The 18189-nt window shown below is 72.3% G+C and carries 14 protein-coding genes; 7 read left to right on the top strand and 7 right to left on the bottom strand.

The features are described 5' to 3' along the window. Positions 1-61 precede the first annotated feature (61 nt). Positions 62-1240 (top strand): CapA family protein, encoded by a 1179-nt coding sequence (locus AC0KTA_RS03675; RefSeq protein ID WP_481053633.1) that lies wholly within the window; start codon positions 62-64, stop codon positions 1238-1240. A 32-nt stretch (positions 1241-1272) separates the two neighbouring features. Here the strand turns inward: AC0KTA_RS03675 and AC0KTA_RS03670 are convergent, their stop codons facing one another. Further along, on the bottom strand, positions 1273-2703 hold the full coding sequence (locus AC0KTA_RS03670) for an amino acid permease (RefSeq protein ID WP_481053632.1): 1431 nt from the start codon (positions 2701-2703) through the stop codon (positions 1273-1275). A 133-nt stretch (positions 2704-2836) separates the two neighbouring features. Then, entirely contained in the window at positions 2837-3307 is a 471-nt protein-coding gene (locus AC0KTA_RS03665) for a universal stress protein (RefSeq protein WP_481053631.1), read from the bottom strand. 302 nt (positions 3308-3609) lie between these two features. On the opposite strand from AC0KTA_RS03665, the gene lysX reads away from it, so the two are divergent. Then, positions 3610-6894 (top strand): bifunctional lysylphosphatidylglycerol synthetase/lysine--tRNA ligase LysX, encoded by a 3285-nt coding sequence (gene lysX, locus AC0KTA_RS03660; protein WP_481053630.1) that lies wholly within the window; start codon positions 3610-3612, stop codon positions 6892-6894. Between the two features lie 131 nt (positions 6895-7025). After that, entirely contained in the window at positions 7026-7895 is an 870-nt protein-coding gene (locus tag AC0KTA_RS03655) for a polysaccharide deacetylase family protein (RefSeq protein ID WP_481053629.1), read from the top strand. Between the two features lie 68 nt (positions 7896-7963). On the opposite strand, the gene AC0KTA_RS03650 is transcribed toward AC0KTA_RS03655, so the two are convergent. After that, a complete protein-coding gene (locus AC0KTA_RS03650) occupies positions 7964-8626 on the bottom strand; it encodes a class F sortase (RefSeq protein WP_481053628.1) in 663 nt (220 codons plus the stop codon). A 352-nt stretch (positions 8627-8978) separates the two neighbouring features. Here AC0KTA_RS03650 and AC0KTA_RS03645 point away from each other — a divergent pair, with 352 nt between their 5' ends. Then, positions 8979-9473 (top strand): hypothetical protein, encoded by a 495-nt coding sequence (locus AC0KTA_RS03645; RefSeq protein ID WP_481053627.1) that lies wholly within the window; start codon positions 8979-8981, stop codon positions 9471-9473. Positions 9474-9606: 133 nt separating this feature from the next. Here the strand turns inward: AC0KTA_RS03645 and AC0KTA_RS03640 are convergent, their stop codons facing one another. Beyond that, complete coding sequence (locus tag AC0KTA_RS03640; protein ID WP_481053626.1) at positions 9607-10146, bottom strand: hypothetical protein; 540 nt, start codon at positions 10144-10146, stop codon at positions 9607-9609. A gap of 625 nt (positions 10147-10771) precedes the next feature. Beyond that, positions 10772-11296: a DinB family protein gene (locus AC0KTA_RS03635; RefSeq protein ID WP_481053625.1), complete on the bottom strand. Its 525-nt coding sequence runs from the start codon at positions 11294-11296 to the stop codon at positions 10772-10774. 261 nt (positions 11297-11557) lie between these two features. Between AC0KTA_RS03635 and AC0KTA_RS03630 the strand changes: the two genes are divergently transcribed. Next, the gene (locus AC0KTA_RS03630; protein WP_481053624.1) at positions 11558-12253 is read left to right on the top strand and encodes a cold-shock protein; all 696 of its coding nucleotides are present in this window, start codon (positions 11558-11560) and stop codon (positions 12251-12253) included. 84 nt (positions 12254-12337) lie between these two features. On the opposite strand, the gene AC0KTA_RS03625 is transcribed toward AC0KTA_RS03630, so the two are convergent. Both AC0KTA_RS03625 and AC0KTA_RS03620 read right to left on the bottom strand, forming a co-directional pair. Beyond that, a complete protein-coding gene (locus AC0KTA_RS03625; RefSeq protein ID WP_481053623.1) occupies positions 12338-15838 on the bottom strand; it encodes an NACHT domain-containing protein in 3501 nt (1166 codons plus the stop codon). A gap of 7 nt (positions 15839-15845) precedes the next feature. Then, entirely contained in the window at positions 15846-15998 is a 153-nt protein-coding gene (locus tag AC0KTA_RS03620; RefSeq protein ID WP_481053622.1) for a hypothetical protein, read from the bottom strand. A gap of 97 nt (positions 15999-16095) precedes the next feature. On the opposite strand from AC0KTA_RS03620, the gene AC0KTA_RS03615 reads away from it, so the two are divergent. After that, a complete protein-coding gene (locus AC0KTA_RS03615; protein ID WP_481053621.1) occupies positions 16096-17052 on the top strand; it encodes a GlxA family transcriptional regulator in 957 nt (318 codons plus the stop codon). Positions 17053-17188: 136 nt separating this feature from the next. Further along, positions 17189-18187, top strand: a complete 999-nt coding sequence (gene gap, locus AC0KTA_RS03610; protein ID WP_481053620.1) for a type I glyceraldehyde-3-phosphate dehydrogenase — start codon at positions 17189-17191, stop codon at positions 18185-18187. The last annotated feature ends 2 nt before the right edge of the window (positions 18188-18189 follow it).

Genomic DNA, 18189 nt, shown 5'->3' with positions numbered 1-18189 from the left:
ACCCTTGTATTCGTATGTGGATCTGTTTTACCTAATATCTCCCCATACGGAAGCCCGGTCGATGACACAGCGCACACGCCCCACCCGGCACACCGGACGCACCCGGCGCGGGCTGGCCGTCCTCACGGCCGCTCTCGTCGGCGCCACCGCCGCCTGCACCGCCCCGCAGTCGTCCGACCGGGCATCCGCGGCGGGCGGCGCGGGCGCCGCCCAGGGCTTCACGCTCGTCGCCACCGGCGACGTGCTGCCGCACGCCTCGATCATCCGGCAGGCGAACGCCGACGCGGGCGGCGACGGATACGACTTCGCGCCCATGCTCGCGGGCGCGAAGTCCGTGGTCGCCAAGGCGGACCTGGCGATCTGTCACATGGAAACGGTGTACGGCGCGAACGGCGACTACACGGGCTATCCGACCTTCAAGTCGCCCCCGCAGGTGGCCCGCGGCCTCAAGTCCACGGGCTACGACGCGTGCTCGACGGCGTCCAACCACACCCTCGACGACGGCGCGGACGGCATCCACCGCACCCTGGCCGCCCTCGACAAGGCGGGCGTCAAGCACGCGGGCTCCGGCCGCACCGCCATCGAGGGCCGCTCCCCGGCCTGGCTGCGCGCGGGCGGCGCGAAGGTCGCCCAACTCGCGTACACGTACGGCACCAACGGCATCCCGCTGCCCAAGGGCCGCCCCTGGTCGGTCAACCTCATCGACAAGGACCGCATCCTCGCCGACGCCCGGGCCGCCCGGAAGGCGGGCGCCGACGTGGTGGTGGTCTCGCTGCACTGGGGCAGCGAGTGGCAGGACGCCCCGAACCATCAACAGCTCGTCCTCGGGCGGCAGTTGACGGCGGCGCGCACGGACGGGCGACCCGACGTCGACCTGATCCTCGGTACGCACGCGCACGTCCCGCAGGCCTACGAGAAGGTCAACGGCACGTGGATCATCTACGGCATGGGCGACCAGATCGCCGGCGACATGACCAACCACGAGGGGGCCCGGGACCCGCGCGGCAATCAGGGCACCGCGGGACGCTTCACCTTCGCCGCCCCCGAACGGCCCGGCGACCGCTGGAAGGTGACGAAGGCCGAGTTCGTGCCGTTCCTCTTCGACACGGACGCGGGCCGCGTCGTCAACCTCAACCGCGCCCTCGACCGCGGCGCGGACGTCGGCGACGTACGCGACCGCATCCGCCGCGTCACCCTCAGCCGCGGCGCGGGCAAGGACGGCCTGATGATGGGCAAGTAGCCGTGGTCACGGCAGGTACCGCAGTCACGGACCTACCGGGTGGTGTCCTCGAACTTCGCCAGCTCCGACTTGCGGTAGGAGTACGCGAAGTACACGACCAGGCCCAGCGCGAACCACACGGCGAACCGCACCCAGGTCTGCCACTCCAGGAACGTGATGAGCCAGATGGAGAACACGACTCCGATCGCGGGCACCACCGGCATGCCGGGGCAGCGGAACGTACGCGGCAGCTCGGGCTGCTTGTAGCGCAGCACGATCACCGCGACGCAGACCACGACGAACGCCAGCAGGATGCCGATGTTGGTGAGTTCGGCCGCCTCGCCGATCGGCAGGAACCCGGCGATGGCGGCGGACGCGACGCCGACGATCCAGGTGACGCGCGTCGGCACGTGCCGCGTCTCGTGGGTCTTCGCGAACCACTTCGGAAGCAGCCCGTCGCGGCTCATCGAGAACCACACGCGCGTGCAGCCCAGCATGAACGTGAACATCACCGTGAGGATGCCGATGATCGCGCCGACCGCGATGACGTCCGCGAGCCCCCCGAGGCCCGCCGCCTTGAACGCGGAGGAGAAGCCGCTCTCCGGGTCGATTTCCTTGTAGTCCTGCATGCCGGTGAGGACCAGACAGGCAAGGACGTACAGGACCATCGAGATGGCGAGCGAGTAGATGATCGCCTTTGGCATGTGGCGCTGCGCGTCCTTGGACTCCTCGGCGGCCGTGCTCATCGCGTCGTACCCGAAGACCGCGAAGAACACCGTCGCCGCGCCCGTGAAGGCGCCGCTGACGCCGAAGGGGAAGAACGGCTCATAGTTGCCCGTCTCGACGTGGAAGAAGCCGACGGCGATGACGAGGATGACGACGAGGACCTTCAGGATGACGACGACCATCTCGAAGCGGGCCGCGTTCTTGATGCCGAGGGTGAGCATGTACGCGATGAACAGGCACAGGACCGCCGCGAACAGGTCGACCTTGTGGCCGTCGCCGGTGCCGGGCGCGCCCAGCATCCAGGTGGGCAGCTCCGCGCCCATCTCGTTCAGCAGGAAGTTGAAGTAGCCGGAGATGCCGATCGCGACCACCGCCACGATCGCCGTGTACTCCAGGAGCAGGTCCCAGCCGATGAACCAGCCCGCGAGCTCGCCGAGCACCGCGTAGCCGTAGGTGTAGGCCGAGCCCGCCTTGGGGATCAGGCCCGCGAACTCGGCGTAGGAGAACGCGGCCGCCGCGCTCGCCACGCCCGCGATCAGGAACGAGATGAGGACCGCCGGGCCCGCCTTCTCGTTGGCGACGGTGCCGGCGAGGGTGAAGATCCCGGCGCCGATGATGCCGCCCACGCCGATCGCGGTGAGCTGCCACAGGCCGAGGGTGCGGGTGAGCCGGGTGCTCTCGCCGCTCACCTCGGTGTCCTCGATGTGGTCGATGGGCTTGCGGCGCAGGACTCCCTGCCCCGGTCGTAGTCCGGCCATGAGCCTCACCTCTTCGCTGGCGGCGGTCGGCTGATGGCCGATCATGATGGCCCAGCGGTCCACGGCACGGAAGACGCCACGCATCACGCGCGGGAGCCCGGGAACCCGCGGGGTGAGGTTCGCTCGGTCGGCCCTACGGCACCACTGTGACCGGCCAGCGGCCCGCTTTCACCAGGCGCACCGCGACCGAACCGACGATGCGGTGGCCCGCCTGCTCGGAGGCGCCGACCACGACGGCGTCCGCCTTGAGCTCGTCGGCGGCGGTGACCAGGCCGTTGTAGGGGTCGCCGCGGAAGGTGTGGAACTCCCAGCGCACGTCGAATATGCCCTTCACGCGCTCCGTCGCGTCGCGGATCTCGGCGATCAGGCTCTCCGCGATCTCCTCGGTGGTGTCCGCGACCGGCGCGCCGAGCGCGGCGCCCGCGGCGAGCACCGGCTGCACATAGACGACGGCGAGCAGCGCCCGCTGCCGCCTCGCCAGGCCTCCGGCATATGCCGCCGCGCGCAGCGAGGTGTCCGAACCGTCCACGCCGACGACGATCACCTTCGGCCCGTCGGTGCCGCGTTCGAACTGGTGGGACTGTTGGGAGGCGTCTTCCGTCACACCTCCGAGGCTAGCCCAGGCCCCGAGGGTCTCGGGGCCTGGGGTTTTGTGCGCGGTCGGCGGGGCGCGCCCCTAAGGGGCGCGGGGAACTGCGCGACCAGCCCGGGAAAAGCCGCAGCCGCGTCTGCCGAGAGACCCAGCAGACGCGGCTGCGGCTGTTTCGTGGCTGAGCGCGCAGTTCCCCGCGCCCCTTTGGGACACTCGCCTGGTCGCGCAGTTCCTCGCGCCCCTGGCGGGGGCGCTCGCCCGTCGGGCGGCATTCCGACGGGCGGGGTGGCCCGGGTCTTCTTAGAGTCGATGACATGAGTGCCTCCGAGGACGAGCCGGGCGGCGCGCGGGGTGTCCTGCGCCGGGTCCCGGAAGGCTTCGCGGCCTTCTTTGGCGCCCTCGGCCTGTTCTGCGCGGTCCTCGCCGTCATCGCGCCGCTGCGCCACCTGATGCGGCCCGTGATCCGCTTCCTCGACCTGATCACCGTCCCGGTCAGCGCCAACCTCGCGTACGCCGTCTTCCTCTTCCTGCTCGCCGCCGCCACCGCCGCCCGCAAGAAGGTCGCCTGGTGGCTCGTCGTCAGCTATCTGGGCCTGCTGCTCGCCTTCGACGTCCTCGGGATCGCCCTCGGCTACTGGGCCGAGTCGGTGCCGTCGATGGTCGTGTGCGGCGCGGCCCTCGTCCTGCTGATCCTCGCCCGCGGCGAGTTCTACGCGGACTCGCGGCGCGGCGCCGTCCGGCGTGCCGTCGGCGTGTTCGCCGCCGGGCTCGGCGTGGCGGTCCTGCTCGGCTGGGGGCTCGTCGAGCTGTTCCCCGGCACGCTGCCGCGCGGCGAGCGGCTGCTGTGGGCGGCCAACCGGGTCTGCGGCGGACTCCTCCACGGCCACGAGTACTTCGACGGCTCACCGCCGCGCCCGCTCCACTTCCTCCTCGGCCTGTTCGGCGCCCTCGCGCTCCTGAACGCCGCCGCGACGCTGTTCCGCTCGCAGCGCATGGAAGCGGCCCTGCACGGCGACGAGGAGCCCCGCATCCGCGCCCTGCTCGGCCGCTACGGCGACCAGGACTCCCTCGGCTACTTCGCCACCCGGCGCGACAAGGCCGTCGTCTTCTCGCCCAGCGGCAAGGCGGCCGTGACCTACCGCGTCGAGGCCGGCGTGTGCCTGGCCAGCGGCGACCCCGTCGGCGACCGCGAGGCCTGGCCGCACGCCATCGGCGCCTGGCTGGACGTGGCACGGCGCTACGCCTGGGCGCCGGCCGTGATGGGCGCCTCCGAGGAGGGCGCGAAGGCCTTCGCCCGCGCCGGACTCGGCGCCCTGCAACTCGGCGACGAGGCGATCCTGCACGTGCCCGACTTCGACCTGGACGGCCGCGACATGCGCGTCACGCGCCAGGCCGTGAACCGGGTGCGCCGCACCGGCGCCACCGCCCGCGTACGCCGCCACACCACCCTCACCGACGAGGAGATGGAGGAGATCGTCGACAAGGCGGACGCCTGGCGGGACACCGAGACCGAGCGCGGCTTCTCCATGGCGCTCGACCGACTCGGCGACCCCGAGGACGGCGACTGCCTGCTCGTCGAGGCCCTCGACGCCGACGGACGACTCCTCGCGCTGCTCTCCCTCGTGCCCTGGGGCAGGGACGGCATCTCCCTGGACCTGATGCGCCGTGACCGCAGCGCGCCCAACGGCGTCATGGAGTTCATGGTCGCCGAACTGTGCGCCGTGGCACCGAAGTTCGGGGTGAAGCGGATCTCGCTGAACTTCGCCGTGTTCCGTTCGGTGTTCGAGGAGGGCGCGCGGATCGGCGCGGGCCCGGTGCTCAGGCTCTGGCGCCGGCTGCTGCTGTTCTTCTCCAAGTGGTGGCAGCTGGAGGCCCTGTACCGGTCCAACGCCAAGTACCACCCCGAGTGGTACCCGCGCTTCATCTGCTACGGCGACACCGGCTCGCTGGCCCGCATCGGCCTCGCGTCCGGCATCGCCGAGGGCTTCGTCTCCGTACCGTCGCTGCGCACGCTCTGGGGCAAGGGTCACACCGGGCCGCGCGGCGTCACCAAACCCGCCACCACCGAGGGCCTGCCGTCCATCGCCGCGCTCGGCCTCGGCACCGCCGACGACGAGGCGGCCCGCGACCCCGTCGAGGCGCTGCCCGAACAGATCCGCGTCCGGCACCGCAAACTCGACCGGCTGCGCGCGGACGGCGTCGACCCCTACCCGGTCGGCATCGCACCCCGCACCCACGAACTCGCCGCCGTCCATCCCGAGATGACGGGCGATCAGGTCACGGTCGCGGGTCGCGTCATGCTCGTACGTGACTTCGGCGGCGTCGTGTTCGCCGTGCTGCGCGACTGGTCGGGCGACCTCCAGCTCGCCTTCACCCGCGACCGCTCCGGCCAGGACGTCCTGGACGCCTTCACGCACGGCACCGACATCGGCGACCACATCACCGCCACCGGCGAGGTCGGCCGCAGCGAGACGGGCGAGCTCACCGTCTTCGCCACCGCCTGGCAGCTCACCGGCAAGTGCCTGCGCCCGCTGCCCGACAAGCGCCGCGGCCTCACCGACCCCGAGGCCAAGGTCCGCCGCCGCTATCTCGACCTGGTCGCGAGCCCCACCGCCCGCGAGGCCGTGCGCGCCCGCTCCACCGCCGTCCAGGCCCTGCGCCAGGGCCTGCTCGACCGCGGCTACCTCGAGGTCGAGACGCCGATGCTGCAGCAGATCCACGGCGGCGCCAACGCCCGCCCCTTCACCACCCACATCAACGCCTACGGCCTCGACCTGTACCTGCGCATCGCACCCGAGCTGTACCTGAAGCGGCTGTGCGTCGGCGGCATGGAGAAGGTCTTCGAGATGGGCCGCACCTTCCGCAACGAAGGCGTCTCCTACAAGCACAACCCCGAATTCACCATGCTGGAGGCCTATCAGGCCTTCGCCGACTACGACGTGATGCTCGATCTGACCCGCGAACTCATCCAGAGCGCCGCGACCGCCGCCTTCGGCTCGCCGATCGCCCGCAAGGCCGACGCCGAGGGGCGCGTCACCGAGTACGACATCTCCGGCGCCTGGCCGGTCAAGACCGTGTACGGGGCCATCTCCGAGGCGCTGGGGGAGCAGGTCGACGCGGACACCGAGCTGCCCGCCCTGTACCGGCTGTGCGACCGCGCCCACGTCCCGTACACGGTCGACGACGGCCGCGGCGACGTCGTCCTGGAGATGTACGAGCGCCTCGTCGAGGAGAAGACGACGCTGCCCACCTTCTACAAGGACTTCCCGACCGACGTCTCCCCGCTCACCCGCCAGCACCGCGCCGACCCGCGCCTCGCCGAGCGCTGGGACCTCGTCGCCTTCGGCACCGAACTGGGCACCGCCTACTCGGAGTTGACCGACCCCGTCGAACAGCGCCGCCGCCTCACCGCGCAGTCGCTGCTGGCCGCCGGGGGAGACCCCGAGGCGATGGAGCTCGACGAGGACTTCCTCGACGCCCTGGAGTACGCCATGCCGCCCACCGGCGGGCTCGGCGTCGGCGTCGACCGGCTCATCATGTTCCTCACCGGCCTGACCATCCGCGAGACGCTGCCGTTCCCGCTGGTCCGCCGCCGCTGACCACACGGCCCCGCGAACGCGCTGGTCCCATCGGGTGCATTCGGGTGCATTCCGGGGCCGCTCGGGTGCATTACCGCGCCGCGCCAGTGTCGCGGAGACGTCGCGGCCTTCGGCCATGCGACGGATTAATGATGAAAACCGATCAGCTGCCACCAGCGCGCCGGGTCCTGCTCCGCTGGGCCGCCGTGCTCGGCGCGGCCGCCACGGCCCGGCTCCTGACCGCGGACACCGCCGGCACCCCCGGCCGGGCCGCGTCCGGCGCCGCCGCGGCGTCCGGACCCGCCGCGGGGCCGGGGGCCGCGCGCCCGCGCAAGTCCCCGGCGGGGGCCGCCGCGTACCGGCTGCAGCCCATGGCCGGGTACGGACCCCAGCGCGGCGCCCCCGCGCGCCCGGCCGTGCGCCGCGCGCCGATCCTGCGGCTACCGGACCGGGCCCGCGCCATGGTCCTCACCTTCGACGACGGGCCCGACCCGCGCTACACCACGGACATCCTGCGCATCCTGCGGCGGCACGACGCCCGCGCGATGTTCTTCGTGTGCGGCGAGATGGCGGAGGCCCACCCGGACCTGCTGCGCGCGATGGCCGACGACGGGCACGTGATCGGCAACCACACCTGGAGCCACCCGCTGCTGCCCCGGCTGTCCCGCGCCGGGATCCGCCGCCAGATGGAGCGCACCTGCGACATCGTGGACGGCGTGGTGGGCGCGCCGCCGGTGTGGTTCCGGGCTCCGTACGGCGCGTGGAACCGGGCCGCCTTCGAGCTCGGCGCGGAGCTCGGCATGGAGCCGCTCGCCTGGACCGTCGACACCCTCGACTGGCGCACGCCCGGCACCGGCGCCATCGTGCGGCGCGTCCTCGGCGGCGCGGGCCCCGGCGTCGTGGTGCTCTCGCACGACGCGGGCGGAGACCGCTCCCAGAGCGTGCACGCGCTGCGCGCCTATCTGCCCGAACTCCTGGACGCCGGGTACCGGATCACCGTACCGAGCCGCTATCTGGTGTGAGGCATACGGTCTTCCGCCCGTCATCCGGAATGAGTCCGGCCGTCGCCCGCCGACTTTCGTACGGCGCGTCAGCGCACCTCGGCGAGGCGGGCGAACACCACCACATTCCCGTCATAGCCGTTCCGCTTGGAGAAACCGCCGCCACAGGTGATGACCCGCAATTCCGGAGTTCCGCCGTTCGCGTACACGCGGTCGCCCGGGAAATTGTTCTTGTCGAACACCTCGATGCCGTAGATCTCGAAAACGGCGGTGCGCCGGTCCCTGCGCAGGATCTCGACGCGTTGTCCCTTCTTGAGCGAACCCAGGCCGTAGAAGACAGCGGGGCCGCGCTGATTGTCCACGTGCCCGACCACGACCGCCGTGCCCTTCTCGCCCGGCGAGATCGCGCCGGTGAACCAGCCCGCCAGATTCGGGTCGTCCGGCGGCGGCGCGTCCACCCAGCCCTCGCTGTCCAGGCCGACGGCCATCATGGGCGCGTCCACACGGATGGCCTTGATGCGGATGCGGTCGGCGGCGGAGAACGTCAGGGGCGCCGGGGCGCCCGCCTTGTCGGGGGCGCGGTCCGCCGCCGCGGCCGACGCGGGCTGCGGGGGGCCCGCGTCGAACTCGCCGGAGCCATTGCGGATCAGCGCGAGTCCGGTCAGCAGAACCAGCGCCATGACGCCCCACGGCGCGCGCTTCCGCTGCCTCTCCGCCTCTTCGAACTCTTCCGACGGCTGGGACGAAGACATTCTCTATCCCCTCTCAACGCGGCATTCCGGCCGCGTCCATTGCACGTAGCAGCACGCTATGCGCAGCACGCGCGGCGTGCGAAAGGGCGGGAGCGAACGGGTGGCCCGCGCACGGGCCCGCGGCCCGGCCTGCGCCATCCGAGTCGCCGCCCGCAGGAAATTTCTGACGGTCCGTGACCTGCGGCAATATCGGCTCGTACGGACGCGCGTCGGCGTGTCTCCTCACCAGGACGGCCGATTCCCGAAATGCGGCCCCACGCGGCACGTCTGAGGGTCTGTCTGGGAGGCGCTCTCTCGCCGATCGACCGGGGACATGGTTGTCCCCGGGGCGCCTTCCGCGGAGGAAAGACCCATGCGTAACTCTCGTGCACTGGCGGCCGTGGTCGCCGCCGGGGCCCTGGTCGGGTTGGCGGCGCCGTCCGCCGCGGCCTGGGCGGAGCCCAGCAACATCGTCGCCATGCCCAGCGTCATCTCCCGGGGCGGTCAGCTCACGGTCACCGTCGACGGCAGCTCCTGCAGTTCGCCCGGCAGCTATGTCGAGTCACCGACGTTCCCGCGGACGAACCTGAAGACCATCCCCGGCGGCACCACCGCGAGCGCGACCGTCAAGGTCAACAACCACGCCCACCCGGGCGCGTACGACATCACGGCCTCCTGCGGCGGCAAGACGCTCACCCGGCCGCACGCCTTCACCGTCATCCACGGCGGTGTCCGCGGCGGTATCGGCGGCAGTACGACGTCCGGGGCGACGCGGACCGACATGGCGATCGGCGGGGCGCTGGTGGCGGCCGCCGTCGTGGGCGGTGGCGTGTTCTGGATGCGCCGCCGGTCCGAGAGCAAGGTCTGACCGCCGGTCTTCGCACACCGACGGCCGACCGGCCCGGCGCGTCCCCCTTCCGCGCCGGGCCGGCCGCCTTTCCGTGCCAGGCCGGCCGCCTGCGCCGAGGGCCACCACCTCACGGCCGCCTGCGCCGAGGGCCTCAGGAGCCGTCCTGGCCGGTGCGGCGGCGGGTCCAGTAGTACGCCGTGCCGAGGACGCCGGCGATGAGGGCGCCGCCGAGTGCGATCTGCTGGGCGTCGAAGCCGTCCGAACTGCCCCCGACGCCCGCCTTGACGCCACGGGTGTGGCGGGGCGTGGGGTGATGGGTGGGGTTGGGGCTGGTGCTGGACTGGCCGCCGACGATGGTGAGGTCGGTGGTGCCGGACTCCTGGCCGCAGGTGAACGTCACCTCGTACATGGCACCGGGCTTGGCGTCCCAGAAGACCTTCGCGGTGGCCGTCGTCTGGCCCTTGGGAATCGTGACGTCGTCGAAGATGCCGGACGTCACCTTGGTGTTGTGCTCGCAGCCGTCGACGCTCAGCGTGACCTGGCCGCCCGCGGCGATCGTGGACGGGGTGACGCGGAAGCCGAACGACGTGATGTTCTCCTCGCCCGCGACGGCCGCGGACGCGGGGGGCGCGGTGAGGGTCAGGGCGGTGGCGGTCAGCAGAGCGGCCGAAGCGACGCGTATCGCGCGCATGAGCAATCCTCCAGGTCCCCGAGGAGCAGCCGCGGACCTTCTTCCGCTTGCGCCTGAAATGCACCTCGATGCCGTGAACGCTAGGCAGGCCCCCGGCCCGCCGCGATCGCTGTCGTGCGAACGGGGCATCCCTGTGGGCCGGACAGGGGAACGGGGCGGCGTGGCGCGGCGGTGCGGGCGGGGGATGTGGCAAGGCGTCAGGCCGGGACGGCGGGGTCCGGCGCGGGCGTACGGGCCCGGACGGTGGGGTCCGGCGTGGGCGGCGCATGGGCCCGGACGGCGAGGGTCCGGCGCGGGCGCATGGGCGTGGGCTCCGGGCCTGCGCGGCTCACACGCCGTGTGATCCCCGCACCCGCACTGACCCGGCGCACACACTCCCCGCACGGCCGTCCCCCGGGGTTGGATGACGCATATGCCGTACGGATGGGGCACCACGGGGGACAACGGGGGCGTCCGGCGGCCGGGCCACCGGTACTTCCCCTGCGCCGGTGGCCCCCGCGGTTGCCGGGCGGGATCGGATCCATGCCTCCCGACGGGGCGATCCCGGCCCGGCCCCTGAGCGCCGCGGGCTGCTTGCCGGCGGCCGGAAGTGATCACCACAGCCCGCAGACCGCCCGATGACCGCTCAGCTGCCCGCGTACTCCCGATGGTCCCCCGTCGCTCCGTCGATCAGCTCTCTCACGACGTCCATGTGCCCCGCGTGCCGGGCCGTCTCCTCCAGCATGTGAATGAGTACCCAGCGCATCGTCACCTCGCGCCCGTCCCAGGCCGTGCCCGTTTCCTCGAGCCCGGTCCCGGCGATCGCGCTGTCGGCCGCGGAGCGCGCACGCCCGTAGAACGCGACGATGCGCTCGGTGGTCTCGTCATCGGCCACCGTCAGGTCTTCCGTCTCCGGGTCGAACCACAGTGGCTCCACCTCGCGGCCGAACGTCTCGCAGAACCAGCCGTACTCCACGGCAGCCAGATGCTTCACCAGGCCGAGCAGACTCGTCCCCGAGGGAGTCAACGGTCGCCGGGCCTGTTCCTCGTCCAGTCCCTCCAGCTTCCACAGGACGACGTCCCGGTGCCGGTCGAGGGCAACGCGCAGACTCTCCTTCTCACCCCCTCGAAGAGGGACGTGCCTGGTCGCCGTGCTCGCCTCTGGATCCATCCGAGTTCCTCCCTCTGCCTGCCCGTGTCTGCCTGCGTAGCGGAACGTAACAGTGGCCACTGACAGTGCGAGGAATCCACGGCTGGTTGCGGCGGCACGTGGGGAACGTGACGTGGGTCGCGGGCACTGTGTCGGCCGGGCGCGGGACGCCTGCGTCGCGCGCCGGGGTGCGCGCGGGTTGCCGCTGATGGTGCGCGGGCGGACGCTTTGTACACCTTCCGCTCGACCTGTTCCAACTGGGGGGTGTCTATGCCGTGCGGCGTGGTGAAGTGGTTCGATCCGGTCCGCGGAGTAGGGGCCATCGCCCTGGACGACGGGGAAGTCGACGCGGTCGCTGACCGCTCGGCAGTCCATGGTGTCGCCGAGGGCATGCTGGTCGCAGGTGAGCGGGTGTGCTGCGACGTCACCCCGGACGGCTGGGCGGTCCGGGCCGACAACATCCGCCGTGTGATGCCGGAGGGCTGCGTGCCGGCCGACGGATCGGGAGGTGACACGGCTGCGTGCCGGGAAGCCGGGCCGCCCGTTGAGGTGGAAGAGCGCATGGTCCGCCCCGGTGGAGGGCCCGGCAGTGTGGGCGTGCGCCGGGCCCTCGGGGCAGTCGGCCGGTGGCTGCTGCGCGTGCCGGTGTGGAGCGGTGCGCTGCGTGGGCGTGGCTCGCGGCGCATGGGTGGCAGTGCAACTGCCGTGCCGGGCAATGCCGTTGCCGGGGCGGGGCGGAGCCGTCGGCCGGATGCGGAAGCCCTCGGGCTCGGCCGGGGCCCGGCCCTCGATACCGGACGTACCGACGCCGAGGACACGGCACTTCGAGCGGATGACGTGGACACCTGTCCCTGGTGCGTGCAGTTGCAGGAAGCCGACGTCGCGGACCAGCAGCTGCTGGAGCAGGAAGTTGGTTCGCCGGCGCTGTGGATGGTTTCCCCGGGCCTGCCGCAGCATTCCGACGGGTCGGACCGGTGACGGCGGGGGCAACACCCTGCAGTCCGGCGAGGGCGGACGGCGGGGGCAACATCCCGCAGTCCGGCGAGGGCTCGGTGATCGGCTTCAGTCGGCGGCCGGGCCCGGCCTCGCCCCGCCGGACTGGGTGAAGATGTCGTTCACCACCTTCTGGGCCAGGTCCCTGTCCTTCTCCTTCTCCGGCACGTCCACCTTCACCCACAGCCGCCAGGTCAGCTGCTTGCCCTCGCTCTGGTAGCCGACGCTTCGGCGCAGGTACATCGCGTAGCGCTGCTTCCGGCCCGTGGTGTCGGCCTCCTGCGCGTACGCGGCCGTGCCGCGCTCGCGGGACGAGGGGATGCTCTTCCAGCGTGGGTCGCCGTACTTGAGGAGCCCCCGCTCGTAGGCGTCGGCGTCCCTCTCTTTGCAGGAGGCCCCGCAGCCCAGGTGGGACGCGATCCGGATCTTCACGTCGGGCCCCAGTCCGGTCTCCGATACACCGCGCTCACACTCGTACGTGAGGAGATCGCCCTCGCCGCCGGTGCGGCAGAACAGCGGCTTGGGCGCGCGGAAGGCGAACGGCAGGCGCCGACTGTCCCACACGCGCGACCGTTCCTTCTCTCTCCAGGTCGCTCCGTACACGGAGTGCGCCGGGATGCGGCTGTACTTGGTCAGCCGGGTGCCCTCCTTCGGGACCTCGGCCCGCGGGACATCGGCCAGTCGGCGCCGGCTCGCCGCCGGCGTCCCCGCCCCGTGCCCCCCACCGGAACCGGAATCGCCACCGGAACCGGAACCGGAGTCCAGGCCCGCGCGCCGCAGGAAGCCACGCATCAGGATCTCCGCGATCTCCCTGGTGCGCTCCCGGCCCGCGAACTCCTCGGCGTAGGTGACGAAGAACAGCGCGTTGCCGACCCGTACCCGCACCATCGCCTGCCAGGACTCGCCCTCCACGGCAGGCAGCCCGGAACCGTTCTTCTCGACGAGTTCGGCGGCCTCGTCACCGATGCCCGCCAGCCGCCGCTCCCCCTTCACGAAGGGCCCCTCCCCGATGCTGCGGAACCGCTCGGCGGCGTACCGGACTCCATTGAGGTCCTTGGACGACTTCCAGCCCACGGCGGCGATCCCGATCTCCGCGTCCGGCGCGAACGGGGACTGTTCGGAGACGGCACACCCATTGCGGCTCGGGACGATCAGACTCAGGTCCAGCGGCATGACGAAGTGCTTCTTCGTACGGCCCGTCTTCGTGCCGTCAGTCATGACCTGCCGCATCACGTGGTCGTCAAGGAGTGAACACGCCTCGGGGGCGTAGGCGACCGGGTCCGGCGGCGGGTCAGTGGTCATGACGCTGAAGAAGAGGACGAACACCGCGAGGCCACCGGCCGAGGAGGACCAGTCCGCGGACACGGCCACCTTCGAAGTACGACCGCGGGGCTCCCCCCTGTCGTAGCCCTCCGCCAGGCGGTCCCGCAGCTCGACGTGCCGGAACCGGTACACACCCCCGGCCTGCCGCAGCACGCCCCTGGCGTGCGCGTCCTCAAGAAACGCCGTGAGGCGCCAGGGGAGTCGGCCGGTGGCCGCGAGCCACGCACGGGCCGCGCTGTACCGGCCCCATGCCGAGTACCCGGCGGCATACAGCCACCAGGCGAGCAGGGTGGCGGCCGCGGCGAACGCCCAGTCGCGCGGGGTCGCGGGGTGCGGGCCGCGGTCGGTCGACTGCCAGGCGATGAAGGCCGTCGGGGGGATCACCATCGGCAACAGCGGGAACCCCGCGTCAGACGGGCCGAACAGCCTCAGCGGCGCGAGCCAGCCCAGGCCGAGCAGCGCGCGCCGGTCGGCCCGGAGCACCTCTCTCGGGGACAGGCCCACCGCCGGATCGGCGGACCGCCACACGGCGAGCACGACCGGCTGCAGCTGGGGCCCGAGGAAGAGCACACAACAGCCCGCCACCACCCACCAGTGGGCCATGGCCGCGGCGACGGCGGCCCCGGCGGTGAGCGCGAGGGCCACGGCCCCCACCCGCACCTTCCGCTGCCGCAGCGCCGCACGCACCCGCCGCCCCGTGGGCCGGTCGAACCGCCACGGAGAGGGGCGCTCGCTCTCGGGGTCGGCGGCGAAGCCGTAGAGCATGAGCAGGCAGGTCAGCGCGAACGCGGCCCACACCGGCAGCCACGCACCCCACCACGCGACGCCCACGCCGGTCCGCACCACCAGCAGGACCAGCAGCAGATACGCGGGCGCCAGACACAGTCCCCGCACCGGCCACGGCATCTCCTCCTGCAGCCGCCACCACGCGAAGTCCTGCTCGTTGGCGGCCTTCATCCGGGCGGCGAGGAAGCCCATCCACCGGCGCGCGTCGCCGGGCGCCCAGCCGCCGTGTTCGGCGCGTATGTCGGGGGAGGCGCCGTAGGCGGTGTCGAGGAAGGCGTCGTACAAGTGCCGTTCCAGTACGCCCTCTTCGGTGAACCGGCCCGCGGTCAGCAGCTCCTGGGGATCGTTGCCGTCCCAGCCGTAGGCGACCCGGGCCAGTCCGGCCATGAGCGGCACGCGCAGCACCTCGCGCAGCCGCACCGTCTCGGCGGACACGTCGTGCGCGTCGCGCAGCCGGTCCAGTACCGGTGCCCAGGGGGAGCGGTCCGAGCCCGCGGGGTTGAGGTACGTGCCCACGGCGTCGTCCGTGAGGCTCTGCAGGACGATCTCCGTGCGGGTGAACACGCTCGGGTCGGGTGCGTGTTCGCGGTACTCGTCCTCGCGGCTGGTGAGGACGAACGGCCTTCCCCGCAGGCTCTCGCCGAGCTGGCGCAGGGCTTCCTTGCGGCGCGCGGCGGGCAGTTCGTCGAATCCGTCGAGGATCAGCAGCACGCGGTCGGTGGCACGCAGGAGGTGGAGGGCGACGGCGTAGGGGCGGGCGTCGGGCACGGGCGTGCACACCTGGGGAAAGTCGGCGGCCAGCTGCCGGGCCAGCCACGGGGCCAGTCCCAGGCGCGGGTTCCAGGACGCGAGGGAGACCACCAGAGGGACGGGCCGGGGCGGGTCCGTGGCCGGTGCTTCAAGGAGTTCGGAGGCGAGCCGCAGGGCCAGCACCGTCTTGCCCGCGCCCGCGCCGCCGAGGACGACGAGCCGCCGGTCGGGGGTGCCTTCGAAGTACGCGGAGATGGAGGCGCCCGGCGCGTCCCCGGCGGGCGTCCACTCCACCTCGATGGGGTGGGGTTCCGCGATGTGCAGCAGCCGCTCGTCGCGGGCGTACTGCCGCCGCAGCACCTCGGCGAGACCGTCCGCGACCCGCTGGAGGTGCTCCGGCGACTGCCAGACCCGGGCACGTCTCCTGGCCCGCGCGGCCAGTACACGTGCGGCGACGGCGGACGCCACGGCCAGGGCCAGCAGCAGCCAGCCGAGCCGCACCGGCCCCGGGTCGTAGCCGCGGGAGAGCGGCAACTCCGGTCGTACGGCGAGGAGATACAGCCCGAAGCCCGCGGCCAGCCCCGGTAGACCCACCGCCACGTGCGGCTGGACGTACAGGTTCACGATGTCGCGCGCCTGGATGAGGAAGCCCTGCTGTCCACCGCTGGTGACGTTGTGCGTGTCCCCCGAGGGCTGCCTGCGCCCCGTCACCCTGCGCCTACCCGCCGTGGTTGTCGAGGCCGATGTCTCTGTCGTCGCGGGCCCGCGGCGCATCGGCGAACACGGAGTCGTGCCGGGCCCGCTCGGCCGGCGCCCGCGCCGACCACTCGACGCGCGCGGCGCGTTCCGCGCCGCCGACTGCCGCAGCCATCCGTTCCATGGACACCTCTCTGCCCTTGCCTGGACACGCTTCGGGCATCGAGCGTAGGGCAACCGACCCGAAGGCAGGCCCCACGTAACCTCTTCCTGTGCCTGCTCCCCGCCTCCATCGCGTCGCCGTCCTTGTGCTCGAGGGTGCGAAGCCGCTCGACGTCGGAATTCCCGCGCAGGTTTTCACGACCCGCGCGAGCATGCCGTACGAGGTGCGGGTGTGCGGGGCGGCTCCAGGTCTTGTGACCGGCGGCGATGGCCTCGCGTACCACGTCGCCCACGGCCTCGACGCGCTCGCGTGGGCCGACATCGTCTTCGTCCCCGGCTACCGGTTCCCGGACCGCGACGACCCGCCGCGGGCCGTCGTCGAGGCACTGATCGCCGCCCACGACCGGGGCGCGCGGCTCGCCGCCATCTCGACGGGCGCCTTCGCGCTCGCCGCCACGGGCCTGCTCGACGGCAGGCGCGCCACGACGCACTGGCACTACACGCGGGCACTCGCGGCCAGGCACCCGCTCGTCCAGGTCGACGAGAACGTGCTGTTCGTCGACGAGGGCAGCGTGCTCACCTCGGCCGGCGCCGCCTCCGGCATCGACCTGTGCCTGCACATCCTGCGCGGCGACCTCGGCGTGGCCGCGTCCAACCACGCGGCCCGCCGTCTGGTCGCGGCCCCCTACCGCAGCGGCGGCCAGGCCCAGTACGTACCGCGCAGCGTCCCCGAGCCGCTCGGCGAGCAGTTCGCCGCCACCCGCGAGTGGGCGCTGCACCGGCTCGGCGAGCCCCTCACCCTCGACATACTGGCGCGGCAGGCGGGGGTCTCGCCGCGCACGTTCTCCCGGCGCTTCGTCGAGGAGACCGGCTACACGCCGATGCAGTGGGTGATGCGCGCCCGCATCGACCTGGCCCGCGAACTGCTCGAGCGCTCGCAGCGCGGCGTCGAACAGATCGCCGCCGACGTCGGGCTAGGCACCGGCGCGAACCTGCGCCTGCACTTCCAGCGCATCCTCGGCACCACACCGAGCGAATACCGGCGCACCTTCACGCGGGGTGAGTGACCGGGGTGAGTGACCCGCCCGGCGCCGCGTGGCGGGATCTTTTCGTGGCGGGATCCTTTTGAACCGTGGCGATCCCGCCACTGTCAGCGGCGTCGGCCGCGGGCGAGCCTGGTGCGGAAGGGAAGGGACATCACTCATGACTCGCATCGCCATCAACGGATTCGGCCGCATCGGACGCAATGTGCTGCGCGCACTGCTGGAGCGCGACAGCGCGCTGGAGATCGTCGCCGTCAACGACCTGACGGAGCCCGCCACTCTCGCCCGGCTGCTCGCCTACGACAGCACGGCCGGCCGGCTCGGACGCCCGGTGACCGTCGACGGGGACGTCCTCGTCGTCGACGGCCGTCGGATCACGGTGCTTGCCGAGCGCGAACCGGCGCAGCTGCCGTGGGCCGAACTCGGCGTCGACATCGTCCTGGAGGCCACCGGCCGCTTCACCTCGGCCAAGGCCGCCCGGGCCCACCTCGACGCGGGCGCGAAGAAGGTGCTCGTCAGCGCGCCGTCGGACGGCGCCGACGTCACGCTCGCGTACGGGGTCAACACCGACGCGTACGACGCGGCCGTGCACACGATCGTCTCGAGCGCCTCCTGCACCACCAACGCGCTCGCACCGCTGGCCGCGGTCCTCGACGAACTCGCCGGTATCGAGCACGGGTTCATGACGACGGTGCACGCCTACACGCAGGAGCAGAACCTGCAGGACGGTCCGCACCGCGACGCCCGTCGCGCCCGGGCCGCCGGCATCAACATCGTGCCGACCACGACCGGCGCCGCCAAGGCGATCGGCCTGGTGCTTCCGGACCTCGACGGCAAGCTGTCGGGCGACTCGATCCGCGTACCGGTGCCGGTGGGCTCGATCGTCGAACTCAACACGACCGTCGCCCGTGACGTGACGCGCGACGCCGTCCTTGCGGCGTACCGCGCGGCGGCGGAGGGGCCGCTCGCCGGCGTCCTCGAGTACTCGGAGGACCCGCTCGTGTCGTCCGACATCACGGGCAATCCCGCCTCGTCGGTCTTCGACTCGGCCCTCACCCGCGTCGAGGGCCGCCACGTCAAGGTGGTCGCCTGGTACGACAACGAGTGGGGCTTCTCGAACCGCGTGATCGACACACTCGAACTCCTCGCCACGCGCTGACC

It is taken from the genome of Streptomyces sp. Y309 (genome assembly GCF_056712025.1).
The sequence above is the reverse complement of the archived record's forward strand: the minus strand, read 5'-3'. Positions and strand labels throughout refer to the sequence as shown.